General features: G+C 40.9%; 18 protein-coding genes and 3 tRNA genes. 15 read left to right on the top strand and 6 right to left on the bottom strand.

Features of this window, described 5'->3' with window-relative positions:
* Positions 1–4: 4 nt before the first annotated feature.
* The 8 genes from ACWPW6_RS14880 to ACWPW6_RS14845 are packed head-to-tail and all read left to right on the top strand — an operon-like array spanning position 5 to position 13,766.
* On the top strand, positions 5–589 hold the full coding sequence (locus ACWPW6_RS14880; protein WP_247046696.1) for a prepilin peptidase-dependent protein: 585 nt from the start codon (positions 5–7) through the stop codon (positions 587–589).
* On the top strand, positions 589–1,029 hold the full coding sequence (locus ACWPW6_RS14875) for a YgdB family protein (RefSeq protein WP_154622521.1): 441 nt from the start codon (positions 589–591) through the stop codon (positions 1,027–1,029). The genes ACWPW6_RS14880 and ACWPW6_RS14875 overlap by 1 nt, the downstream gene beginning before the upstream one ends.
* Positions 1,029–1,406, top strand: a complete 378-nt coding sequence (locus tag ACWPW6_RS14870) for a prepilin-type N-terminal cleavage/methylation domain-containing protein (protein ID WP_154622501.1) — start codon at positions 1,029–1,031, stop codon at positions 1,404–1,406. Before ACWPW6_RS14875 ends, ACWPW6_RS14870 begins: the two co-directional genes overlap by 1 nt.
* Positions 1,384–4,758: an exodeoxyribonuclease V subunit gamma gene (gene recC, locus ACWPW6_RS14865; RefSeq protein WP_249999262.1), complete on the top strand. Its 3,375-nt coding sequence runs from the start codon at positions 1,384–1,386 to the stop codon at positions 4,756–4,758. The genes ACWPW6_RS14870 and recC overlap by 23 nt, the downstream gene beginning before the upstream one ends.
* A gap of 19 nt (positions 4,759–4,777) precedes the next feature.
* Positions 4,778–7,675, top strand: coding sequence for a pitrilysin (ptrA, locus tag ACWPW6_RS14860; protein WP_249999260.1), 2,898 nt, complete (start codon positions 4,778–4,780; stop codon positions 7,673–7,675).
* Positions 7,676–7,680: 5 nt separating this feature from the next.
* Positions 7,681–11,283, top strand: a complete 3,603-nt coding sequence (gene recB / locus ACWPW6_RS14855; protein WP_249999258.1) for an exodeoxyribonuclease V subunit beta — start codon at positions 7,681–7,683, stop codon at positions 11,281–11,283.
* Positions 11,283–13,139, top strand: a complete 1,857-nt coding sequence (gene recD, locus ACWPW6_RS14850; protein WP_250000526.1) for an exodeoxyribonuclease V subunit alpha — start codon at positions 11,283–11,285, stop codon at positions 13,137–13,139. Before recB ends, recD begins: the two co-directional genes overlap by 1 nt.
* 57 nt (positions 13,140–13,196) lie before the next feature.
* A complete protein-coding gene (locus ACWPW6_RS14845; protein ID WP_154622496.1) occupies positions 13,197–13,766 on the top strand; it encodes a hypothetical protein in 570 nt (189 codons plus the stop codon).
* Between the two features lie 59 nt (positions 13,767–13,825).
* Here ACWPW6_RS14845 and argA read toward each other — a convergent pair whose 3' ends face one another.
* A complete protein-coding gene (argA, locus tag ACWPW6_RS14840; protein WP_154622495.1) occupies positions 13,826–15,169 on the bottom strand; it encodes an amino-acid N-acetyltransferase in 1,344 nt (447 codons plus the stop codon).
* Between the two features lie 246 nt (positions 15,170–15,415).
* Between argA and amiC the strand changes: the two genes are divergently transcribed.
* Positions 15,416–16,666, top strand: a complete 1,251-nt coding sequence (amiC, locus tag ACWPW6_RS14835; protein WP_154622494.1) for an N-acetylmuramoyl-L-alanine amidase AmiC — start codon at positions 15,416–15,418, stop codon at positions 16,664–16,666.
* A 104-nt stretch (positions 16,667–16,770) separates the two neighbouring features.
* Here the strand turns inward: amiC and ACWPW6_RS14830 are convergent.
* The 3 genes from ACWPW6_RS14830 to ACWPW6_RS14820 all read right to left on the bottom strand — a co-directional run bounded on the left by ACWPW6_RS14830 (position 16,771) and on the right by ACWPW6_RS14820 (position 17,060).
* A tRNA-Met gene (locus tag ACWPW6_RS14830) sits at positions 16,771–16,847 on the bottom strand.
* 29 nt (positions 16,848–16,876) lie between these two features.
* Positions 16,877–16,953 (bottom strand) — tRNA-Met (locus ACWPW6_RS14825).
* A gap of 30 nt (positions 16,954–16,983) precedes the next feature.
* Positions 16,984–17,060: transfer RNA gene (locus tag ACWPW6_RS14820), tRNA-Met, on the bottom strand.
* Between the two features lie 360 nt (positions 17,061–17,420).
* Here ACWPW6_RS14820 and mltA point away from each other — a divergent pair.
* Positions 17,421–18,512: a murein transglycosylase A gene (gene mltA, locus ACWPW6_RS14815; protein WP_154622493.1), complete on the top strand. Its 1,092-nt coding sequence runs from the start codon at positions 17,421–17,423 to the stop codon at positions 18,510–18,512.
* Between the two features lie 21 nt (positions 18,513–18,533).
* Positions 18,534–19,352 (top strand): tRNA cyclic N6-threonylcarbamoyladenosine(37) synthase TcdA, encoded by an 819-nt coding sequence (gene tcdA / locus ACWPW6_RS14810; RefSeq protein WP_154622492.1) that lies wholly within the window; start codon positions 18,534–18,536, stop codon positions 19,350–19,352.
* 25 nt (positions 19,353–19,377) lie between these two features.
* Here the strand turns inward: tcdA and csdE are convergent, their stop codons facing one another.
* Both csdE and csdA read right to left on the bottom strand, forming a co-directional pair.
* The gene (gene csdE / locus ACWPW6_RS14805) at positions 19,378–19,839 is read right to left on the bottom strand and encodes a cysteine desulfurase sulfur acceptor subunit CsdE (RefSeq protein ID WP_154622491.1); all 462 of its coding nucleotides are present in this window, start codon (positions 19,837–19,839) and stop codon (positions 19,378–19,380) included.
* A 9-nt stretch (positions 19,840–19,848) separates the two neighbouring features.
* Entirely contained in the window at positions 19,849–21,057 is a 1,209-nt protein-coding gene (csdA, locus tag ACWPW6_RS14800) for a cysteine desulfurase CsdA (RefSeq protein WP_249999256.1), read from the bottom strand.
* A 145-nt stretch (positions 21,058–21,202) separates the two neighbouring features.
* Here csdA and ACWPW6_RS14795 point away from each other — a divergent pair, with 145 nt between their 5' ends.
* From ACWPW6_RS14795 to rlmM, 4 genes are all read left to right on the top strand, one after another.
* Positions 21,203–21,544: a hypothetical protein gene (locus ACWPW6_RS14795; protein ID WP_454209918.1), complete on the top strand. Its 342-nt coding sequence runs from the start codon at positions 21,203–21,205 to the stop codon at positions 21,542–21,544.
* 124 nt (positions 21,545–21,668) lie between these two features.
* On the top strand, positions 21,669–22,607 hold the full coding sequence (locus tag ACWPW6_RS14790; protein ID WP_154622489.1) for a transcriptional regulator GcvA: 939 nt from the start codon (positions 21,669–21,671) through the stop codon (positions 22,605–22,607).
* A 144-nt stretch (positions 22,608–22,751) separates the two neighbouring features.
* Complete coding sequence (locus ACWPW6_RS14785; RefSeq protein ID WP_163862859.1) at positions 22,752–23,147, top strand: DUF423 domain-containing protein; 396 nt, start codon at positions 22,752–22,754, stop codon at positions 23,145–23,147.
* Positions 23,140–24,237 carry a 23S rRNA (cytidine(2498)-2'-O)-methyltransferase RlmM gene (gene rlmM, locus ACWPW6_RS14780; RefSeq protein ID WP_154622488.1) on the top strand — a complete coding sequence of 366 codons (1,098 nt, stop codon included), beginning with the start codon at positions 23,140–23,142 and terminating at the stop codon, positions 24,235–24,237. The genes ACWPW6_RS14785 and rlmM overlap by 8 nt, the downstream gene beginning before the upstream one ends.
* The last annotated feature ends 6 nt before the right edge of the window (positions 24,238–24,243 follow it).

The following is a 24,243-nucleotide window of genomic DNA, read 5'->3' as shown; positions in this document are numbered from 1 at the left end:
TTCAATGAATATAAATAAGCAGCAAGGGTTTTCATTAATAGAGGTATTGCTCGCAATGGCAATCAGCAGTTTGGTTTGTATTGCGGCAACGGCCGTTTTTCCTCGTCTATTTAAACAAACTCACCAGTCGTATATTCAATACGAGATTGACAGGGAGATCAGACAAGTGCTTATTAATATGGAAAAGGATTTTAGACGAATTGGGTACTGTAGTAGCGCCTCATGCCAAGGTGAGGCAATGAAAATTGATGCGAAATTTTTAAGTCATCATCCTAATTCATGCATTATTTTTGCTTACGACCAAAACTTATCGGGTTCATGGCGGCCTGTTAGAGCGAGAAGCAAAGAGTCTGATTTTTTTGGTTATCGATTAAATGGTCACAAATTGGAGTCGAATCGAAATGTGGAAGATTGTGACGGTAAACGATGGCAATCCTTGTTTGATCCTTTAAGGATTAGCGTGAATTCATTGCGATTTAATTGGTATGAAGCGGAGTCAATACTTGAAATGTATTTAAGCGTTGAAAGCCCCAATTTACCTAATAAACGATTTCACTATAAAACAGCTGTTTTGTTGAGAAATCTGTGATGCGTCTAGGTGGCAACCAAACAGGCAGTATCGCTTTGGTGATGGTAATGATATTGATGACGATGGGGCTGTTGTTGTTAAAGGCATTACACATTTATCAAGAAAATGCACGTGATGAGTTTTTTCGTGAAAAGAAATATATAGAAGCTTTCAATCTGGCGGAATCAGCGCTGGCATGGGGGTTGCAACAATCTTGGCGCTTAAGCACCTATCGGGGGGCGACTTGGCAATGTCAGTCCATGCCAATACAGGGAGGAACAAGCTGCATTAAACATTATAAAGGAGGGCAATTTGTTTTATTAGGCCGAGGAGAATATCAAGGACGATATCATGTCACCGTTTATCGCTGGGTAGCTGCGATTCCAAAATCGCAAAAAATTCGGCCACGCATAAAAGGTTGGATTGATTATTGCCCTGTTACACAAAAAGGATTTTGTTGATGAAAGCTCTCTATGATAAGCAGCGAGGTTTTATATTAATAGAATCAATGGTTGCTGTGGTCGTTTTTGCTATCCTGTTAATGGCGTTATTAAGCTATAATCAACACATAGCCTTAAATTTCAATTGGATATATCATCATTCGCTCGTATTTCGAGTGTTGCAAAATAATTTAGAGCGTCAAGCGGTGCTGATGGAGCCACAGCTTGAAAATACAGAGTTTATTTCTCCCGATTGGCAGATAAACTTACAGACTCTCTCAGTGTCTGAGAGTTGTAGTGATACAACAATCATGCTATCAACGGCTAAGCAATCATTTTCTCTAAACCGCTGGTTTTGTAGAACAGGAGATAACAATGTTTCAGGTTTATCATTCTAATCAATTAGAGCTACTAAAGGAGTTAATAGCTCATTTAATGGAGAATGAACCGCTTTCTCATCCGTTCGCACAAGAAATCATCTTGGTACAAAGCCCCGGTATGTCTCAATGGCTTCAGATAGAATTAGCAAAACGTTTTGGTATTGCTGCGAATATTCATTACCCTTTACCTGCAACTTTTATTTGGGATATGTTTCGGCGGGTATTGCCTGATATTCCGAAAGAAAGTGCTTATACCAAGCAAGCAATGACATGGAAGTTAATGAAAATTTTACCTACGGTGATTGATGAGGATGACTTTGAGCCGTTACGTCATTACCTTGAGCATGACTTAGATAAAAGAAAGTTACACCAGCTTGCAGGGAGAGTAGCAGACTTATTTGACCAATATTTAGTTTATCGGCCTCAATGGATTGAAAAATGGCAGCAAAATGAGCTTATTGATGGTTTAGGGGTAAACCAATTATGGCAAAAACGATTATGGTTGCAGTTGGTCGATTATACTCAATCACTGGGTCAATCACCGTGGCATCGAGCTAACCTGTATCAGAGTTTTATTGATAAGTTATCTAACAGTCAAAATCTACATAATGTGCTGCCAAAACGTATTTTTATTTGTGGTATATCTTCATTACCCCCCGTTTATCTGCAAGCATTAAGTGCCATCGCGGAGCACACGGATATTCACCTCATGTTTACCAATCCCTGTCGTTATTATTGGGGGGATATTCACAGCCATTCTTTTTTGGCAAAGCTACAGAAAAGAAAATTACGTCATTATATTGATAAGAATGAAATATCGCGTTTTAAAATAGAGGAGCATGCACAAGAACTGTTCAATGATGAGGGGGAGCAAGAATTAGCTAATCCATTACTTGCCTCATGGGGAAAATTAGGACGAGATAACCTCTACTTTATTTCGCAAATTGATAGTGCAAATGAGATTTCAGCATTTGTCGATACGAACCGCAATAGCCTGCTAGAGAATTTGCAGCAAGACATTTTAGACCTCGAAAATCACGCTCAGCTTGGAACAGATTTAAGGGCTTATAGTACTAGTATCGGTAAGCGAGTTTTAACACTCTCTGATCAATCTGTTACTTTCCACTCTTGTCATAGCGCACAAAGGGAAGTGGAAGTATTGCAAGATAAATTATTGGCGTTATTTGAACAAGATTCCACTTTAACGCCGAGAGATGTCATTGTGATGGTTTCAGATATTGATAGTTATACCCCCTTTATACAAGCGGTTTTTGGAAATACCGCGACTAAGCGATATATCCCTTTTTCTATATCTGATAGAAAAGCCTTGCAGGCTCACCCCATTTTGCAGGCATTCATACTCTTGTTAGACCTGCCACAAAGCCGTTTCTCTACAGAGCAAGTCCTTACGTTACTGGAAGTTTCGGCTTTTGCTGAACGCTTTGATATAGATGAAAGTGAGCTAGGGTTACTACGCCGTTGGGTGAATGAATCAGGCATTCGCTGGGGGTTAGATGATGATAATGTGCGTGCATTATCACTGCCTGTTATAGGGCAAAATACGTGGCAGTTCGGATTAAGTCGAATGTTACTAGGCTATGCGATGGACAGTCGATATGGCCCTTGGAATGGTGTTCTACCTTACGATGAATGTAGTGGTTTAGCCGCACAGTTAGCGGGCAAACTGGCTTTACTGGTTAGCACATTAAAAGAGTGGCGAACGTTATTAGCAACGGAAAGAACACTTGATGAATGGCAAGATATTTGCCAGCAACTCATTGAGAGTTTCTTTCAAACAGATAGTGAGACAGAGTTAGTACTCACTCTTGTGACAGAGCAATGGCATAAGATACTGCAAAATGCCATAAACTCAGGCTACGATGAGCAAATATCTTTACGTTTAATTCGAGATGAGTTGGCGGTGTGCTTTGATGATGAAAAAATTAGTCAGCGTTTTCTGGCCGGGTCAGTTAATTTTTGTACTTTAATGCCAATGCGGTCGGTACCTTTCAAAGTGGTTTGTTTGCTAGGGATGAATGATGGTATCTATCCAAGAAGTATTCCGCCACTAGGGTTTGATTTAATGGCAGAAAAGCCTGCTAGAGGAGACAGAAAACGTAGAGATGATGACCGCTATTTATTTCTAGAAGCGTTGAACTCAGCAGCCAAACAGCTTTATATCAGTTACATCGGTTTATCAATACAGGATAATCAAGTTTGCAATCCATCGGTGTTAGTGACTGAATTGTTGGACTACATTTGTCAGAGCTTTTGCCTACAAGGCGATGACAAACTGAATATTGATGAAAGTGCGTTAAGGCTTAAAAAACATCTTGTATTTCAACATAACAGAGTTCCGTTTGCTAAAGAAAACTTTATGGCTAATTCACCATATCAAAGCTTTGCTAGTGAGTGGTTACCCGCAGCTGAAACAGTGCTGCAAGAGGGCAAGCCATTTATCTATGAGCTAGATGAACGTGAAAGAGTGACAGATATCTCTATTGAACAGTTATTACGTTTTTATCGGCATCCTATTCGCGCGTTCTTCCAACAGCGCTTAAAAGTTCATTTCACAATTGAAGAAACAGAATTACCAGAAGATGAGCCATTTCTTTTGGACAAATTGCAGCGTTATAAAATGAATGAACGGATTTTGGCGCTGTTAATCAAAGATGAAAATCCGCAGCCTTTATATCAAGCGCTAAAAGCTTCAGGGCAACTGCCAGCGAAACAGTTTGGTCAATTGTATTGGGAGCAACAAATTAACGATATAGCGCCTTTAGCGGAAAAAATAAAACAACAAAATGTCCAACCAACTGATTATGTTATTGATCTTCAAATTAATGGCATCAAAATAAGCGGAGTGTTAAGAAATGCCCATGAGAAGGGAATACTCAGATATCGGCCCGCTTATTTAACAGCACACGATGGTGTTCAGTTATGGATAGAACATCTGTTATTTAATTTAGCGATTAATGACGGTGAAAGCGTTGCCTTGGGTCGAGAGAATAGCATTTGGCATTTTTCTAGTGTAAAACAAAGTGATGCGAAGAATTACTTAGAGCAACTAATCGCTGGCTACTGTAAAGGGTTAAACACACCTTTATTATTACTGAACCAGAGTGGTTGGAACTGGCTGTCAGCTTGTTTTGATAAAAAGACAAAGCAGTATGACTTTGCTTCTGAAGAGATCCAACAAAAAGCATTGTCTATTTTAATGCAGAGCCTTCAGGGGTCTTCGATGAAAAGAGGTGAAATGGAAGATGACTATGTCTTACGTATCTGTAGGAATATCGACCAACATTTAATTCAGGCGCTGTTAGAGAATACTCAGCGTTACCTTCTGCCAATGGCAGAACATTTAAAATAAAAAAGGAGAGCATTAAAGGATGCTACGTTTATCCAAAAGTATCGCTCAATTTTTCTTATTGTTAACCTTAATGGTTTGGGGGGCGACGGTTATCGCTCAGCCCCTTTGGCAAGTTTTGCCTGAAACTATCAATAAGAGTGAAAATGATCCAAGAACTTATCAAGCCATTAAGCTGAATAATGGGATGATAGTTTTATTGGTTTCAGATCCAAAAGCGACAAAATCATTAGCCGCGGTGTCGATTCCTGTTGGGAGCTTAGAAAACCCAGACAGCCAGCTAGGTTTAGCTCATTATTTGGAGCACATGGTATTAATGGGTTCTAAAAAATACCCAGAGCCAAGCAGCTTATCTGAATTTTTACAAAAACATGGTGGTAGCCATAATGCTAGCACTGCTGCACATCGCACCGCGTATTATTTAGAAGTTGAAAATAGTGCACTCAAAGAGGCAACTGATAGGTTGGCTGATGCATTAGCTGAACCATTACTTGATCCCACAAATGCGGATAGAGAGCGCAATGCGGTCAATGCTGAGCTAACAATGGCGCGTTCTCGAGATGGAATGCGTTTATGGCAAGTTCGTTCAGAAACATTGAATCCTAAACATCCAAATTCTCGTTTTTCTGGTGGAAATTTAGAAACACTAAAAGATAAGCCGAACAGCAAATTACAAACTGAGTTAGTCGATTTTTATAAAAAGTATTACTCAGCAAATTTAATGAATGGGGTGCTTTATGGTGACCAATCGATTGAATCATTAGCAAAGATAGCCGCAGATACTTTCGGGCGTATTCCTGATCATAAGGTGACGGCTCCTTCAACAGAGGTGCCAGCTGTTACTGATAATGAAAAAGGAATTGTTATTCATTATGTGCCAGCTCAGCCTCAAAAAGCCATTCAGCTTGAATTTAGTATCAAAAATAATATGGCTGATTTCCGGAGCAAAAGTGATGAATATATTGGCTATCTAATTGGCAATCGTAGTCCCGGTACACTTGCTGATTGGTTAATATCGCAAGGGCTTGCGGAAGGGATCAGTGCATCATCGCTTCCGAACGCGGACCGTAATTATGGCTCTTTCTCCATCTATATTACGTTAACGGACAAAGGTCTGGCTGAGCGTGATGAAATTATTGCGGCTGTTTTTTCTTATATTGATTTGCTGAAAAAACAAGGTGTTAATAAAAATTATTTTGATGAAATAGCGAATGTACTAAATCTTTCGTTCCGCTATGGTTCTATTGTTCGGGACATGAACTACATTGAGTGGTTATCTGACCAAATGATCAATGTTCCTGTGAACCACGTACTGGATTCCGATTATATTGCCGATAAATATGATCCTGCGGCTATAAAATCTCGCTTATCTGAGCTGACCGCTAAGGATGCTAGAATTTGGTTTATTAGCCCAGAAGAGCCCCATAATAAAAAAGCTTATTTTGTTGATGCACCTTATCAAGTCGATAAGATTACAGCTCAACAGTTAGCTAAATGGGAACAGCTTGAATCTAAAATGAAATTTAGATTACCGGAGTTAAATCCCTATATACCAGATAATTTGTCTTTAATTAAAGTGGATAAGGAATATAAACATCCCGAATTAGTGTACCAAGATCAGAATACCCGTGTTCTGTATATGCCAAGTCAGTACTTTGCGGATGAACCTAAAGCAACCATTAATTTATTGCTGAAAACTAAAGTTGGTGAGCAGGACGCTAAATCTCAAGTCACAGGCGCCTTACTGCAATATATTGCCTCTTTAAAAATGGATGAACTGCAATATCAAGCCTCAGTGGCGGGGATGTCTGTTTCTGTCTCACAAGGGTTAGGTTTACAGTTTAATGCAAGTGGTTATACACAGCATTTGCCTGAGCTGTTTTTATCCATGACTAAGCTTTATCTTAGCTTTGAACCCACTGATAGGGAATTAGCTCAAGCCAAATCTTGGTATCAAGAGCAAATTAAAGTCGCTAATAACGCTAAAGCTTATGAGTTAGCGATGCAACCTTTGCGTCGAATTGATACTGTACCTTATTTCGAGCAAGAAGCGCGGTTAGCAGTACTGGATGATATTTCGCTAAAAGATCTTACCGATTATCGTACTAAAGTTGTGGACAGTGCCGCACTACAAGCCATGGTAATTGGTAATTTGACTTCAGAGCAAAGCATAAAAGTCATTCAAGATGCACAGGCATTACTGAAGAGCAAAGGTACCAACTGGTGGCGGGGTGATATTGTTGCCATTGATCAAGCCTATTTGGCTGATTTCCATCGACAAGCTCAAAGCTCGGATAGCGCATTAGCAGAGATCTTTATTCCTGAAGGCTATAGCCGTATTGAGGGGGCTGTTCTCTCGGGATTACTATCCAATATCATTCAGCCATGGTTTTATGACCAGCTCAGAACGAATGAGCAACTTGGCTATGCTGTTTTTGCTTTCAAAGTCGGTATCGGCGACCAGTGGGGTATTGGTTTCTTATTACAAAGTAATGCGCAAACGCCAGCTTATCTCAATACTCGTTATCAAGAGTTTTATAATGCAGCGTTTGATAAATTGAAAAAATTACCGGCTCAAGAGTTTGAACAGTATAAACAATCAATTATTACTCAAATGAAACAGCCTCCTCAAACTTTCTATGAGGAAGTAGGACGCTATTCATCTGATTTTAGTCGTAATATTTTTACTTTTGATACTCGCGATAAGGTTCTGGCGCTTTTTGAAAAAGCAACTCAGCAACAGGTTATTGATTATTATCAGCGTGCTGTTATGAAACGTCAGGGATTGGCATTAGCCTCTCAAGTCATTGGTCAAGACGTGAATGAGAAAACGGGCTATGCGCCATTAAAAGGCTGGGTGTTTTATCCTAACGCTTCAGAATTTCAAAAGATTTTACCTATTAAGGATGATTTACAGTGAGTAAAATGCAGATAAGTTCCCAACTGTTAGATGCTTTTTCCCTACCCTTACAAGGGCAGCGGTTAATTGAGGCATCGGCGGGTACAGGTAAAACCTATACGATAGGGATCCTCTATCTGCGTTTATTATTAGGGTTAGGTCGAGAGAATGCCTTCTCTCGGCCCCTTACTGTAGAAGAAATCCTAGTTGTTACCTTTACAGAAGCTGCCACTAATGAACTACGAGGACGTATCCGTGAGCGAATCCATAAAATGCGTCTTGCTTGTATTCGTAATGGCGTTGGTTTTGAAAAAGAACCTGAATATTTAGAGTTGCTTTCACAAATTACGACACCAGAGCAACGAGAGTTTGCGATTAGTTGGTTGCTGACAGCTGAACGCCAAATGGATGAGGCGGCGATTTATACCATTCATGGATTTTGCCAAAGAATGTTGGTGCATAATGCTTTTGAATCAGGGGTTTTATTCGAACAAACCATGATCCAAGATGAACTTCCGATTCAAAAGCAAGCTTGTGCAGACTTTTGGCGACGACATTTTTACCCGCTAGATTATTCAATGACGAAGGTTGTTTTGTCGCAATGGAATAGCCCTGAAGCACTGCTGGCGGAAATTAAACCTTTTTTACAGGGTGATATGCCCGATATCGTTAACGAACAGCAGCGTACGGAAACGTTTGAAGAGCGCCATCAACGCTTAATTGAGCTGATCATTCAGGTGAAGTCGTTATGGCTAGCGAATTGTTCTGAATTTGAACGGCTTATCTCTAATTCAGATGTTGATAAGCGGAGCTATAGCTCTCGTTTTTTACCTAGCTGGTTAGAAAAAATGCTGCGTTGGGCGGAAGAGGAAACTCAGGATTATCAATTACCAAAAGAAATTGTGCGTTTTTCTCAAGCAGTTTTGCATGAGAAATCAAAAAGTGGTTCAGGGCCAGAGCACGCCGTTTTTGCGCGTATCGACGAGCTACTTTCCCAATCATTAACAATTAAAGACTTGATCATCCCACTGGCAATAACTGAAGTGAGACAAAATATTATTCAGGAAAAACATCATCGTGGGGAGATGGGGTTTGATGATTTACTTACTCGTTTAGACAGCGCACTAAAGCAGCAAGGTGGAAAATATTTAGCAGAAGCAATTAGCCAACGTTATCCCGTGGCAATGATTGATGAATTTCAGGACACAGATCCCCAACAATATCGTATTTTTCAACGAATTTATGGTGGTGTCGAAAATAGCGCATTGCTGTTTATCGGTGATCCAAAGCAAGCGATATATGCATTTCGTGGTGCTGATATTTTTACTTATATTGAAGCGAAAAAACAGGTCAATGCCCATTACACATTAGAAACTAACCATCGTTCATCACAACATATGGTGGAAGCGGTTAATCATGTTTTTAGCTATTGTGACAATCCGTTTATTTTTGAACAAATTCCATTTAATCCCGTCAATTTTGCAGAAAGAAACGCTGGTAAGATGCTTTGTCATAATGGTGAGGCAGTAAAAGCGCTAACTTTTTGGCAAATTAATGCTGAAGCCGTTTCTATTGCTGATTATGAACACACGATGGCCGCACAATGTGCCGCACAGATTAGCCAGCTATTACAAGGTGGCTTGAAGGGAACCGCCGTTTTTCAGCAGCAAGATGGGAAAGAAATACCCGTCTCTGCTGCTGATATTACGGTACTGGTAAGAAGTCGGCGCGAGGCAATGTTAATACGCGATGCCTTAAACCAGCTTAGTATCCCATCTGTTTTTCAATCGAATCGAGAGAGTGTGTTTTCAACCCAAGAAGCACGAGACTTACTGTGGATCCTTCAGGCCGTATTGTCACCTGAGAAAGAGCGTGTTTTACGTAGTGCATTAGCGACAGGCACATTAGGATTAAACGCTAAAGAAATTGATACTCTCAACTATGATGAAAAAGCGTGGGAAGCTTTAGTTGATGAATTTACCCGATATTCCATTATCTGGCGTAAGCAGGGCGTTCTACCGATGCTTAGGGTGTTAATGTCTGAACGCCATATTGCTGAAACTTTTCTTTCTTCAGTTGACGGTGAACGACGTCTAATGGACTTTATGCATATTGGTGAGTTGCTGCAAGAAATGTCTCTTCAACTCGAAGGGGAGCATACATTGGTTCGTTGGCTAACTCAGCAAATAGCAGATCCTGACCATCAATCTAACGCGCAGCAAATGCGTTTAGAAAGTGATAAACACCTTGTTCAAATTAGTACTATTCATAAATCGAAAGGGCTTGAATACCCAATAGTTTGGTTGCCTTTTGCCAGTAATTTCTTACCTCAATCAAAGGCGCTTTATCATGATAGGGATAATTATCGGACACGTTTAGACCTTGCGGACAACGAAGAAAACATTGCTTTGGCAGATGAAGAACGTTTAGCGGAGGATCTACGATTACTCTATGTCGCCTTAACTCGAGCGATTTATCATTGTAGCGTAGGTATTGCACCAATCATCAAAGGCAACCGTAAGAAAAGTGGAGAAACTGACCTGCATTTATCGGCTTTAGGCTATTTAATTCAAAAAAGTGAAGCGGGTGATTTTACTTTGCTCGATAAAGGGCTAGCAGAATTAACGAATACAGTGATTAATGTTGAGCGAATTGAACAAATAGAGCCAATTTCGCTAGCGTTGAATCAAGGTGACTCAGAGGCGCTATCAGCAAGAAATGTGACGCGCTTCTTTGATGATCACTGGAGAGTCACGAGTTATTCGGGGTTAAATTATCGCAGGTCTTACGGTGAGAGTGAGCAAGTAATTAGTGCAGAGCAGTTGGCAAGTTCGCTTGCACCAAAGATGGATATTGAAGTCAGTATCGATACCACTTTACCCTTAGCGGATGAGCACATTTTAACACCACACCAATTCCCTAAAGGGACCGCACCCGGAACATTTCTGCATGAATTAATGGAAGAAATTGAGTTTTCAAAAGACGTTCCTCTAGAGTGGTTGCAGGAAAAGCTTCAAATATCGGGCTTTGATACGCAATGGGCTGAAATGCTACAGGAGTGGTTAATGGCGATTGTTCAGGCGCCACTTGCGGAAGATGGCCTATGTTTATCCGCTTTAGCGCCTCAAGATATGCTCGATGAGATGCAATTTTATTTACCTATAGATAAGTTATTAGACCCCCAAGCCGTTGACCGCGTTACTCATCAATATGATCCTATATCTGCTGCTTGCCCTCCACTGAGTTTTGAAGAAGTACAGGGCATTTTAAAAGGTTTTATTGATTTAACATTTTTGTGGAATGGTAAATTTTATCTACTTGATTATAAATCAAATTACCTTGGAGGGGATGCCAGTTGTTATACGCAATCGGCGATGGTCGAGGCCATGATAGATCATCGTTATGATCTCCAATATCAATTGTACTCATTAGCATTACATCGTTATCTAAAACAACGGGTGCCTAACTATCAGTACGATATCCATTTTGGCGGTGTTTATTATCTCTTCTTACGCGGTATTGATAAGGCTGAGTCAAATAACGGTATTTTTTACTATCGACCTGAGCCTGAATTTATAGATGCATTTGATCAGCTATTTCTCAATGTACAAGAAGGGAGCACATCATGATGAAAGCGCTGTTCAATAAAGCGATCGAAGCTCGTTTGTTTACGCCTCTTGATATTCAATTTGCCTATAACATCACAGAAGAACGCAGCCCAATATTACTTTTTATTACTGCATTATTAAGTGCAGAAACGATGACGGGGCATGTTTGTTTATCCTTAGCAGACGTCAGTTTGGAAAAGATATTTGCTGGACGTCATCCTGAATTAGCTCATGAATTTTGGTGTGCAATAGGAAAGCCTGATCAAGAAACAATTTATCAAGCAGTTAAGAACGCACCTTTTATTACTTTAGCGGATGAAAACCAGCCATCACCTTTAATATTATCAGGTGAATTTCTCTATTTTCAGCGGTTATGGCAATACGAACGTTGTGTCTCTAGGTACTTTTCACAGACTGTATTCGCGCAATATGATTCATTGCATCTTAAATCAATTTTAGATGCGCTTTTCCCTCACAGTCGTGAGATAGATTGGCAAAAAATTGCAGCTGCGGTGGCTGTGACCAGCCAAGTGTCGGTTATATCTGGTGGGCCCGGTACGGGCAAAACAACAACGGTTGCTCGAATTCTTGCGGCATTAGTGAAACTTGCTGTTGAGAATAAACACAATGTTCAAATTGAATTAGCTGCCCCAACAGGTAAAGCGGCTGCTCGTTTGACTGAGTCATTAGGCGCTGCTCTGGACGGTTTATCATTAAGTGATGAAGAACGAGGCATGCTCCCTAATCAAGCTAAGACGTTACATAGACTATTAGGGGCTCAGCCGGAAAGCCAGCAATTCCGCTATCATAGCGATAATTTATTATCATTAGATATCTTAATTGTGGATGAAGCTTCAATGGTAGATTTACCTATGATGGGAAAACTCATCGAAGCTTTACCTTCTCATGCAAAATTAATTTTTTTAGGTGATAAAGACCAGCTAGCTTCAGTCGAGGCGGGGGCAATACTCGGTGATATCTGTCAGTTTGCTGATTGTGGTTATAGCCCCCAAAGAGCGCAAGAACTTAGCGATCTGACGGGCTATTCACTGGCGCATTTTGTCTCTGAGGACGGACCTTTTATCAGAAATAGTCTGTGCTTATTGCGTAAAAGTTATCGGTTTTCTGCCTCTTCTGGCATAGGGCAGCTTGCGTTTGCGGTTAATGAAGGGGATGTGAAGCGCGCTGAGAAAGTCTTAAATAGTTCCTTCAATGATGTGCAGACCTATGGACAGGAAAGTGAAGACGATTACGCTCAGATGTTAATGGACGCTGCGAAGTTTTATCAAGATTACCTCTTATCAGTGAAAGCCGCTCATGACCCAGCAGAGATATTGTTTAAATTTAATCAATTCCGCTTACTTACCGCTTTAAGAGATGGGCCTTATGGTGTGATCGGAATAAATGAAAAGCTGGAAAAGCTACTGCATCGTCAAGGGCTTATTTATCGGCCATTTAATCAGACCAATAAACACTATGCAGGACGGCCAATTATGATTAGCCGAAATGATAGCCCGCTAGGGTTATTTAATGGTGATATAGGCATAATATTGCCCGATGAGGAAGGGGCTCTTAGAGCTTACTTTCAGTATCCAGATGGTTCGATTAAAGGCATTCAGCCTAATCGATTACCTCTACATGAAACGGCATATGCTATGACGGTGCATAAATCTCAAGGTTCAGAATTCGCCCATACCGCATTAGTATTACCGAAGGTATATTCACCAGTAGTGACTCGTGAACTGGTGTACACCGCGATAACGCGAGCTAAAAAAACGCTTTCTTTGTATTGCAATATGAAAATTTTACGTCGAGCTATTGAAACGCCAACAAAACGGCGTAGTGGTTTAGCAATACAATTAATGAATGTAAAATAGAGTCACAAGCAGTAGCTGTGGCTACGTAAATCAGACTTAAATGCAAAAGGTAATAATATGGATAACCAGCCAACTATGACGGCGTTAACGGTAACACTGAAAGCGAGAATCGAGCCGGAAAGACGTGCTGATTTAGAAGATGCATTTACACAAGTCATGCAGGGGATGAATAAAGATATTCAGGTGACTGGAGGTGGTACTTTACTTTCAGACAGCGGTGAAATTGAAGAATGTGATATCGAGCTTTCTGTGGCTGAGGCTAACGACGAAAATATCAGTCTGATAATTCAATTGTTCTCGTCTATGTTAGCGCCAAAAGGTTCTCGATTGATTGTGCATGGAGAAGATACGGTAATTGAATTTGGTGATGAAGAAGGCTTAGCACTCTATTTAAATGGCACTGAATTGCCTGATGAAGTTTATGAGAATAGTGATATCAATGATATTTTCGACAAAATGGATGAGGCTGTCGAAGATATTGGTGCTATCCATGGGGTATGGGAAGGGCCGACTGAAACCGCTTTCTACTTCTATGGTTCATCCTTTGCCGAAATGTCAGCATTGCTACAGCCCATTATCGACAGTACGCCACTTTGCCAGAAATCACGAGTAGTCCAAATTGCTTAAGCTGATTTATTGAATAACTAACCTGATCTCAATAAAGGATCAGGTTAGTTTGGCTTGCGTTATTTGTCGGTAGGCGCTTTTAAATCTAACATTAAAATTTTTGAGCGGCGTTGGTAGTTATATAAAGCTTGTTTTTTCAATGGCAACATTTCAATCTCAGCAGGAATAAAGCCTCTTTCTTGAAACCAATGAATGCTACGCGTCGTTAGCACAAATAATTTTTCTAATCCTATTTGCTTAGCTTGTAGCGCTATACGGTGTAGCAGTTCTTCTCCCCGCGAAGAACTACGATAGTCAGGATGTACTGCGACACAGGCCATTTCACCCAGTTTTTCTTCTGGGTAAGGATAGAGTGCTGCACAAGCAATGACTAAATTATCTCGTTCAATGATGGTAAATTTATCGATTTCCATTTCGAGTTGTTCTCTTGAACGCCTAACTAAAATACCTTGTTGTTCTAGTGGGCGGATTAATTCAAGAATACCACCAATGTCGTTAATATTGGCGCGGCGAATTTGCTCTGCACTTTCCATGACGATTTGAGTACCGATACCATCGCGTGAAAACAGCTCTTGAATCAAAGAACCATTTTCTTGGTAGCTGAGCAAATGACTACGACGCACACCACGGCGACAGGCTTTCGCTGCGCCACGTAAAAAACGCACTGTTCCTGAATAATAATCGCCTTCAGCTTCCAGTTCTTGGATCCTATTTTCTGCCTCATTGGGAAATAATTCAGATAGAATATTCCCTTCTTTATCGGCAACCCCTTGCGAAGAGCAAAATCCTATTAATTTTTCTGCTTTCATTTTGACTGCAAGCTGAGTTGCGATTTCTTCTGAGGTGAGATTAAAACTTTCTCCTGTTACAGAAACTGCAACTGGCCCAATTAATACAATAGAACCATTATCAAGTTGCTTATTGATAGCATCTTCATCGATACGACGAATACGACCACTATGACAATAATCAATACCGTCATCGACACCAAGCGGTTGGGCGATGACAAAGTTTCCACTGACAACGTTGATGTGAGCGCCTTGTAAAGGAGTATTGCTAAGACTCATCGATAAACGAGCAGTGATATCAAGTAATAAAGCGCCTGAAGCTTGTTTCACATATTCAAGTGTATTCGAATCTGTCACCCGAGTATGTTTATGATAAACCGCTTCATAATTGTGTTCAGCCAAGATGTTCTCAATCTGAGGGCGAGCGCCGTAAACAACAACAATGCGGATGCCAAGGCTATGTAATAAACCTATGTCATTGACAATACTTGGAAAATTTTCATGCGCAATTGCTTCTCCGCCAAGCATAATAATAAATGTTTTGCCGCGGTGGGCATTAATATAAGGTACCGAATGGCGAAACTCATCAACCAGCTCGGTGCTGCGCTCTTTCATAACCATCCTCATAATTGAATTTTTATTCGCTATTAATGTATTTTTATTCTTTTTGGCGATAAATATCAAGTAAAAGATAGAACAAGACTTGTAACATTTTTATTATTTGAGTTTACATATCTCTATATTTAAATGTGTATTCTTGATGACAGCATGCGAATGATTCGCTAGAGTTTATGTTTCTGGCCTCAATTTGGCTTTTATTCTAAAATCACCTGATATTCAGTTTTAGGTTCGGAATTATTGATGAGTCACCAAGATCACTGTCCATCTAAACGTCGCCTTATACAGGGGGCGGCTGCGGTTATGTTACTTAGTGTCAGCCCATTTGGTTTCGCTGCGAATACAAATGTTATTGCGGTGCGTATATGGCCGGCATCAAGTTATACGCGCGTAACGCTAGAATCTAATGCTCCATTAAAATATCGTCAGTTGGTATTGCATAACCCTGAGCGCATAGTGATTGATCTCGAAGGGGTACAACTGAATAACATCCTGAAGCAAATGGGAACTCAGATTCAATCGCGAGACCCCTACCTTAAACTCGTTAGAGTGGGGCAGTTTGACCCGAAAACTGTACGTCTCGTTTTTGAAGTAAAAAATAAGGTTAGTCCACAGATCTTCACGATGGGGCCTGTTGCCGAGTTTAAAAACCGTTTAGTGATGGATTTTTATCCAGGGCAAGGTGTGGAAACATCCGATGACCCTCTGTTGGCTTTGCTAGAGGATTATAATAAAGGTGACTTAGAAGAAAAAATGCCTGCTCAGGCCAAAAAGCCCGGTAAAGCAGGAACTGATCGCCCAATTATCATTATGATTGACCCAGGGCACGGCGGTGAAGACCCCGGAGCGATGGGCAAATATAAAACACGCGAAAAAGATGTTGTGTTACAAATTGCACGGCGTTTGAAGGCGTTGATTGATAAAGATCCTAAAATGCGTGCCTATATGACCCGTAATGAAGATGTGTTTATTCCATTGAAAGTTAGGGTCGCTAAGGCTCGTAAAATGCAAGCAGACCTGTTTGTGTCTATTCACGCGGATGCTTTCACGAATCGCTCTGCTCATGGTTCTTCTGTATTCGCACTATCGACGAAAGGGGCGACAAGTAATACTGCACGTTACCTTGCGCAAACTCAGAATGAGGCCGATTTAATTGGTGGTGTTAGCAAAAGTGGTGATGCGTATCTGGATCATACAATGCTCGACTTAGTTCAAACTGCAACAATTAATGATAGCTTGAAGTTCGGCGATGAAGTTTTAAAACGTATGGGGAAAGTCAATCGACTGCATAAAAACAAAGTCGATCAGGCGGGTTTTGCGGTACTAAAAGCACCAGAGATCCCATCAATTCTCGTGGAAACGGCTTTCATTAGTAATTTGGAAGAAGAGCGTAAGCTGAAAACAGCTAAGTTCCAGCAACAAATGGCAGAGTCTATTTTTCAAGGAATTAAAGCTTATTTCCGTAATGGTGGTGAGTTAGCGATTAGAAATTAGTTTCTGTATTGCAAAATTTTAAATAGTGTAGGGTGATGAACTGAAAAGTGAGTCACCTTTTTTCTTTCATGGTAGGTTTGGGAAGATAAGGGAAGTATAACAAGTGGTTGCGGGGGCCGGATTTGAACCGACGACCTTCGGGTTATGAGCCCGACGAGCTACCAAGCTGCTCCACCCCGCGACTGAAGAGGTCAATATAACAGGGGATATTGGTTGCGGGAGCCGGATTTGAACCGACGACCTTCGGGTTATGAGCCCGACGAGCTACCAGGCTGCTCCATCCCGCGCCTGAAATATTTTTGATGCTGATTTTTTATTGGTTGCGGGGGCCGGATTTGAACCGACGACCTTCGGGTTATGAGCCCGACGAGCTACCAAGCTGCTCCACCCCGCGTCCGATAGCGGGCACTATACTCGGGATGAGACCTGATGCAAGTTTTTTTGTGTTTTTTTTTCAAAATCCAGCACGGATAGAACAAAATATCATCATTGTGGTGTTTTTTTAATCGTTAGGGGCAATCATTGAAGTCGTAATGGGTTTTGTCTAAGGTTCTACTTAAAAACGTTTAACTGGATAATTTATCGACAATAAAATGAATTCACGATGCCGATAGAGCCTGTGTTCAGTAGCATTTTTGGGAAATTAGGTTGAAACCATTCTAGCGACCATGAGTATATATATGATTAGCCGTTTCATTATTTATTGGGGTTTGCTATTGTGCGCTTCATATTGGATTGATGTGGGCGATATCATATGAAATTATGGAAAAAGTGGTGTATAGCAAGTGCGCTTGTTACTTTGCTTGTTGGCTGTCAGTCTCATCCGACAGACAAAGGACAGCAATATAAAGATGGACGTTTAAATCAAGACCTTCAGCAAGTCAGTCAACTGAATGTTCAAGGACGCCCTATCAATTCACACGATTTTAGTCAGCAAGTTTATGAAATCAAAAATGCATCGCCGCGTTTATTTCAAAATAACAATGACACCTACCATGCTATCGAAAATTGGTTAATGGCAGGGGGAGACCCGAAAAAGCTGACTAATTTCAATTTAACGGCATTCCAAATGGAAGGTGTCGATAATTATGGCAACGTACAATTTACAGGGTATTACACCCCAGTTATTGAAGCGCGCCGCACAAAGCAGGGCGCTTTTCAGCATCCCTTGTATGGAATGCCGCCAAAGGGGAAAAAACGCTTACCAAGTCGAGCCGCGATTTATAATGGCGCTTTAAGTGACAATTTAATTTTAGCTTACAGTAATTCTGCTATCGATAATTTTATGATGGAAGTTCAAGGTAGCGGTTATGTTGACTTTGGCGATGGTAGCCCTTTGAATTTCTTTGGTTATGCAGGTAAAAATGGCCATGCTTATAAGAGTATTGGTAAAGTGCTTGTTGACCGCGGTGAAGTACCCCTAGAAAAAATGTCACTGCAAGCCATCCATGATTGGGCCAATAGTCATAGCGAACAAGAAGTGCGCCAATTGCTTGAGGAAAATACTTCTTTTGTCTTCTTTAAGCCACAATCATTTGTGCCAGTCAGAGGAGCGAGCGCGGTTCCGTTAATCGCTAAAGCGTCAGTTGCTTCAGATAAAACCCTTATCCCCCCAGGCACAGCGCTGTTGGCAGAGATTCCAGTACTTGATAACACAGGTAAATTTACGGGACGCTATGAAATGCGTATGATGATTGCCTTAGATGTTGGTGGTGCGATTAAAGGTCATCACTTCGATATTTATCATGGAACAGGCCATGAGGCAGGAAAAATGGCCGGTTATTATAATCATTACGGAAGAGTGTGGGTCTTGAAAAAGAGCCAGCCACTGTTCGGTAGCAAGTAGTTATTAAGGTTGTTATTGACTATGCAAACTAAGCTTTCAGATGCTTGGATGCAGCGCTTTGCTGGGATCGGGCGCCTTTATGGACAACATGCATTATCGCTTTTTGCCCGCTCCCATGTTTGTGTTATTGGCGTTGGAGGGGTAGGGGTTTGGGCTGCTGAAGCCTTGGCTCGAACTGGAATAGGCGCGATTACGCTGATTGACATGGACGATATCTGTGTCACTAACACTAATCGCCAGTTGCATGCCCTAAAATCAACGATTGGTCAGCCAAAAGTTTCAGTGATGCAAGCTAGGCTGCTCGAAATCAACCCTGAATGTACAGTGAATATTGTTGATGATTTTGTGACGGTAGACAATGTGGCAGAATTGCTCTCGACTGGGTTTGATTATGTGATTGATGCGATTGATAGTGTCAGGCCTAAAGCGGCGTTGTTAGCCTATTGCCGTCGTTATAAAATTCCTGTCATCACGACGGGAGGCGCTGGCGGACAGATCGATCCAACGCAAATTCAAGTAACCGATTTGGCAAAAACCATTCAAGACCCGCTCGCGGCTAAATTACGGGAACGTTTAAAATCTGATTTTAATGTGGTTAAAAATAGCAAAGGTAAATTAGGCATAGATTGTGTCTTTTCAACGGAACAATTAGTCTATCCACAAAGTGATGGCTCAGTCTGTGCTGCTAAGAGTACTGCCGACGGTTCCAAAAGAATGGATTGCGCCTCAGGCTTTGGCGCGGCAACAATGGTCACGGCAAGTTTTGGATTTATTGCTGTTTCACATGCGCTTAAAAAGATGGTTGCAAAATTAGAGCGAGAAAATAGAGCAAACAACTGAGGCTATAGCAATAGCCTCTAGTGCATTATTCGGTAGGTGTCATTTCGCTAGCAAAATTACGGATAGTCGTGATTAATGCGGCTATTCCATTTTGTCGTGATTCGCTTAACTGACCAGACAACCCGGTGCTATTGAGGATCTCTTTAAAATCGATAGCAAGGATTTCTTGACTGGTTTTGTGTTCTACCGCCGCTAATAAAATCGCAAACAACCCTTTAACGACGCGTCCTTCACTATCACCGTAAAAATGGAAGGTGTTGTCGTCATTCAATCTCGCGCCAATCCAAACTCTATTTTCACATCCTTTCACTTCCTGAGTGTGTTGTTTCTGTTCTTCAGTCAGCGTTGGTAATTGGCGAGCAAGTTGGATGAGTGAACGATATTTATCTTCCCACGCCTTTTGTGTTGAAAATTGCTCTACTATTGCCTCAATTTTCAGTTCTGTTCCAAAAGGATGCGGCGCAAATGTTGGTGTTATTGAAGTCATTAGGCTTCCTTATTCATCATTCAGTATTGAGAGTGCAAACTTTAGCGCATTAATAAATTTATCAATATCTTGCAGATTATTGTATGGCATGACAGAAATACGTAAGCAGCCTCTAATATCGAGCGCATCCATTAATGGTTGCGCACAATGTTGCCCATAGCGTAATGCAATTTTTTGTTCAGTCAATAATAGGCCCAAATCACTATGGTGTATGCCGTCAAAATTGAAGGAAAGCAAAGGGGTATTGGGTTCGCTGTAGCAAGTAAATCCTGGGAGTGACTTCAGTTGCTCATGGGCATAATTTATCAATGAGCAGCAATGCGCTTCACGGTGGTGTAAATCGATTTCAGATAACCAATCCAGCGTCGCTGAAAAAGCGATGACCCCAGCAATATTCGGTGTACCAGCCTCAAAACAATGGGGAATAGGAGCAGGGGTAAAGTGGTCAAAACTGACTTCTGACAGCATTTTTCCGCCGCCGTGCCAAGGAGACATTGCTGCCAGTAAATTAGGTTTACCGTAACAAACCCCTAGGCCAGTCGGCCCATAAAGTTTGTGAGCGGAGAAAGCATAAAAGTCGATATCCATGGCACAAACATCCATTGGGCTATGTACAACGCCTTGTGCGCCATCAACGACAACGAGAGCACCTGCCTTATGTGCCAGTGAAGTAATCGCTGTTAAATCCGGTTGATAGCCTGTTACGTTTGACATTTGAGTGATAGCAATCACTTTGCTATTAGGGGTAAGCAATTGCTTCAATTTCTCAATATGTAGAGTTTGGTCTTGATTGATCGGCCATTTGATTATTTTTGCGCCCGTTTGCTGAGCGAGGATTAGCCAAGGCAGTAAATTTGAATGGTGTTCTAATTCGCTGACAATAATTTCATCATTAGGCTTTAAATGATGCCTAAAATAGCTTTGCGCAATAAGATTAATTGATTCTGTGGTGCCGCGTGTCCAAATAATTGTGTTTTCATCTTCTGCGTTAATCAATTTCGCAACACGTACTCGGCCTTGTTCGTAATTTTGAGTTATTTTCAATGATTCAGGAGATTGCCCGCGATAAACCGAACTACCAGAGTGGAGATAGTAGTCATTTGAGGCTTGAGACATGGAGATTGGTTTTAAGGCTGTCGCGGCACTATCTAAGTGAACGGTATGAGACTGGATAGCGGGAAATTGTTCTCGAAACTGCTTGGCAGAAAAATGATCCATTGTATGTGTTCTTTGTCTGAATATGTGTTTTTTTAACCGACGTTGTTAATACTTTTTAAATTTACGCGCTGCACTTTTTATTGTGTTAATTTTTGATGGTGACCCGTGATGGTGCGAGAAATTTAGAAAGTATTTTGGAATGATTATGTCTTTTGCGACAGATTGCAATCACTTTTCTTTTATCATTATTGGTGACGAGATATCTCATTACGTTAACTTCAAGATTAATCTTAAATATCTAACGATGAAGATTTTCTGTAAACTTGTTTACACGTTGTCTTTTTTAGATTTTTTCTTTTGCTTGTCTGCAAAAAAAGCACCGCAACTTAGGCGGTGCATCACAAAAATCACTATGGACAGACAGGGTAAATGTACAGGAAGTGAAAAAACAGTAGCTAAAGCTACAAAGTCTGGCATTCCCAGACAACTTGCAAACACAACATCACAACCACAAAGCCAAAAGTTTCAAAGTAACCAAACTCTGTAACTTTTCGTTCCGGCTTAGGAAGTGCGCATACTATAGGTATTTACTGGCGTATCCTCAATGGACAATTTATAATGCTTCGGATGAAAAAAACTAATGCATATAACCCTGTCGAGTAGAAGTGATTATGTCTAAAAGATTACCGCCACTTAATGCGTTAAGAGTATTTGATGCAGCCGCTCGTCATTTAAGTTTTACTAAAGCGGCAGAAGAGTTGTTTGTAACCCAAGCTGCTGTTAGCCACCAAATGAAAAGCTTGGAAGATTTCCTTGGGTTGAAATTATTTCGCCGCCGTAATCGCTCTTTGCTATTAACGGAAGAGGGGCAAAGCTACTACCTTGATATTAAAGAAATATTCTCCTCTATCAATGAGGCTACAAGGAAATTACAGGCACGTAGCGCCAAAGGGGCACTAACAGTCAGTTTATCTCCTAGCTTTGCGATACAATGGCTTGTGCCTCGTCTTTCTAGTTTTAACCAAGCATATCCAGGGATCGATGTGCGGATTCAAGCAGTTGATCGAGAAGAAGATAAATTAGCCGATGATGTTGATGTCGCTATTTTCTATGGACGAGGGAATTGGTCTGGGCTTAGAACAGACAGATTATATGCTGAATATTTAATGCCGGTTTGTTCTCCGGTATTATTGACCGGACAATATCCATTAAAGCAACCCGAAGATTTGGTGAATCATACTTTATTGCATGATTCTTCTCGTCGGGATTGGCAAGCTTATGTTCGCCAATTAGAATTGCATAATGTTATTAATGTCCAACAAGGGCCTATTTTTAGTCACAGTGCGATGGTCATTCAGGCTGCCGTTCACGGGCAGGGTGTGGCATTAACGAATAATGTTATGGCTAAAAATGAAATAGACGCAGGTCGTTTAGTTTGCCCATTTAGCGAAGTTTTGGTGAGCAAAAATGCGTTTTACCTTGTGTGTCAGGAAAACCAAGCTGATTTAGGTAAAATAGCCGCATTTCGTCAATGGATTTTGGCTCAAGCGGCAAGCGAACAAGAAAAATTGGGTTTTATTACAGGTGATCAAGATATTGCACTTATTTAGTAATTATACATGCCCATTATTCTTCAAATTGTAGTTAGTTGCATAGTGAAAACGGCACTCAGTTGATTGAATGTATAGGAATGTTATTAGGTCATCTTAAGGCGACTGGGGTTATTTCGGTTATAGTAAATAAAAGGTGTTACTGTGAATAGTCGTTTGATGTTAATTTTTGCTGGGATTAGTGGGTTTTTTACGGTGGCCTTTGGTGCTATTGGTACTCACGCACTGTCATCGATTATGAGTGCCCATCAGATGGAATGGATTGAAATTGGTTTGCGTTATCAAATGCTACACACAGTCGCCTTAATGGTACTGGGGGCTATTTTATTACGCAAAGTGATCCTTTGGTTTTACTGGTGTGGTGTTTTTTTTGCTGTAGGCATACTTCTTTTTAGTGGTAGCCTTTATTGTATGGCCTTGTTACAGGTAAAATACTTTTCCTATTTTACGCCAGTAGGGGGAGTTTGTTTTCTTATTGGCTGGCTGTTGGTCGTTATCGGCGCTATGCGTCTAAGGAAACCGGCGTTACGCCATGAGTAATAAAATTGCATTATATTGTCGTCCTGGATTTGAAAAAGAGTGTGCGGCAGAAATTACAGATAAAGCAGGGCAAAAAGACGTTTTTGGTTTTGCTCGAGTCAAAGAAAATAGCGGCTATGTTATTTTTGAGTGTTATCAGGCTGAAGATGCCGATAAACTTGCCCGTGAGCTGCCTTTTCGTGAATTGATTTTTGCACGTCAAATGTTTGTGGTTGGCGAATTGCTGAAAGATTTGCCTCCTGAAGATCGCATTTCACCGATTGTAAGTGTACTCAGCCAGCAGGTGGAGCGGGCTGGTGATCTTCGTGTTGAAGTTGCTGATACTAACGAAAGCAAAGAGCTACTGAAGTTTTGCCGTAAGTTTACAGTGCCTTTGCGTAATGCACTGCGTAAAGAAAAAATTTTGCTGGCTAAAGAAAACTTTAAACGTCCTATTATTCATGTTTTCTTTATTGCGCCTGGTTGCTGCTATACAGGCTATTCATATAGTTCGAATACTTCCCCATTTTATATGGGGATTCCGCGTCTTAAATTCCCATCGGATGCGCCTAGCCGTTCAACGTTGAAGCTAGAAGAAGCGTTCCATGTCTTTATTCCCTATGATGAGTGGGAAGAGCGTTTAGCGAGTGGTATGAATGCGGTTGACCTTGGTGCATGTCCTGGTGGTTGGACGTATCAATTAGTTAAGCGAAGTATGATGGTACATGCCGTGGATAACGGCCCGATGGCACAAAGTTTGATGGATACAGGGCAGGTTAGGCATCATCAGGTTGATGGGTTTAAATTCGAGCCAAATACCAAAAATATCACTTGGTTAGTCTGTGATATGGTTGAAAAACCTGCAAAAGTTGCTGCGTTAATGACGCATTGGTTATTAGAAGGTTGGTGCCGAGAAACCATTTTCAACTTAAAATTGCCAATGAAGAAACGTTATGAGGAAGTTTCTCATATTCTGGATAAAATGTTTACTCAGTTAAAAGAGCAAGGCATTAATGTCCGTATTCAAGCAAAACAGCTTTACCATGACCGTGAGGAGATCACCGTACATGTTCAGCGAATTTGGTCGGCTTATGCGCCAATACGTGATTAAACATTA

The sequence above is a fragment of the Providencia sp. Marseille-Q8014 genome, from assembly GCF_965112055.1.
The sequence above is the reverse complement of the archived record's forward strand: the minus strand, read 5'-3'. Positions and strand labels throughout refer to the sequence as shown.

Excerpts from the sequence above, each read along its gene's own strand:
- ACWPW6_RS14880 (WP_247046696.1), top strand. The coding sequence starts at position 5 with ATGAATATAAATAAGCAGCAAGGGTTTTCATTAATAGAGGTATTGCTC.
- ACWPW6_RS14875 (WP_154622521.1), top strand. The coding sequence starts at position 589 with ATGCGTCTAGGTGGCAACCAAACAGGCAGTATCGCTTTGGTGATGGTA.
- ACWPW6_RS14870 (WP_154622501.1), top strand. The coding sequence starts at position 1,029 with ATGAAAGCTCTCTATGATAAGCAGCGAGGTTTTATATTAATAGAATCA.
- recC (WP_249999262.1), top strand. The coding sequence starts at position 1,384 with ATGTTTCAGGTTTATCATTCTAATCAATTAGAGCTACTAAAGGAGTTA.
- ptrA (WP_249999260.1), top strand. The coding sequence starts at position 4,778 with ATGCTACGTTTATCCAAAAGTATCGCTCAATTTTTCTTATTGTTAACC.
- recB (WP_249999258.1), top strand. The coding sequence starts at position 7,681 with ATGCAGATAAGTTCCCAACTGTTAGATGCTTTTTCCCTACCCTTACAA.
- recD (WP_250000526.1), top strand. The coding sequence starts at position 11,283 with ATGAAAGCGCTGTTCAATAAAGCGATCGAAGCTCGTTTGTTTACGCCT.
- ACWPW6_RS14845 (WP_154622496.1), top strand. The coding sequence starts at position 13,197 with ATGGATAACCAGCCAACTATGACGGCGTTAACGGTAACACTGAAAGCG.
- argA (WP_154622495.1), bottom strand. The coding sequence starts at position 15,169 with ATGAAAGAGCGCAGCACCGAGCTGGTTGATGAGTTTCGCCATTCGGTA.
- amiC (WP_154622494.1), top strand. The coding sequence starts at position 15,416 with ATGAGTCACCAAGATCACTGTCCATCTAAACGTCGCCTTATACAGGGG.
- mltA (WP_154622493.1), top strand. The coding sequence starts at position 17,421 with ATGAAATTATGGAAAAAGTGGTGTATAGCAAGTGCGCTTGTTACTTTG.
- tcdA (WP_154622492.1), top strand. The coding sequence starts at position 18,534 with ATGCAAACTAAGCTTTCAGATGCTTGGATGCAGCGCTTTGCTGGGATC.
- csdE (WP_154622491.1), bottom strand. The coding sequence starts at position 19,839 with ATGACTTCAATAACACCAACATTTGCGCCGCATCCTTTTGGAACAGAA.
- csdA (WP_249999256.1), bottom strand. The coding sequence starts at position 21,057 with ATGGATCATTTTTCTGCCAAGCAGTTTCGAGAACAATTTCCCGCTATC.
- ACWPW6_RS14795 (WP_454209918.1), top strand. The coding sequence starts at position 21,203 with ATGTCTTTTGCGACAGATTGCAATCACTTTTCTTTTATCATTATTGGT.
- ACWPW6_RS14790 (WP_154622489.1), top strand. The coding sequence starts at position 21,669 with ATGTCTAAAAGATTACCGCCACTTAATGCGTTAAGAGTATTTGATGCA.
- rlmM (WP_154622488.1), top strand. The coding sequence starts at position 23,140 with ATGAGTAATAAAATTGCATTATATTGTCGTCCTGGATTTGAAAAAGAG.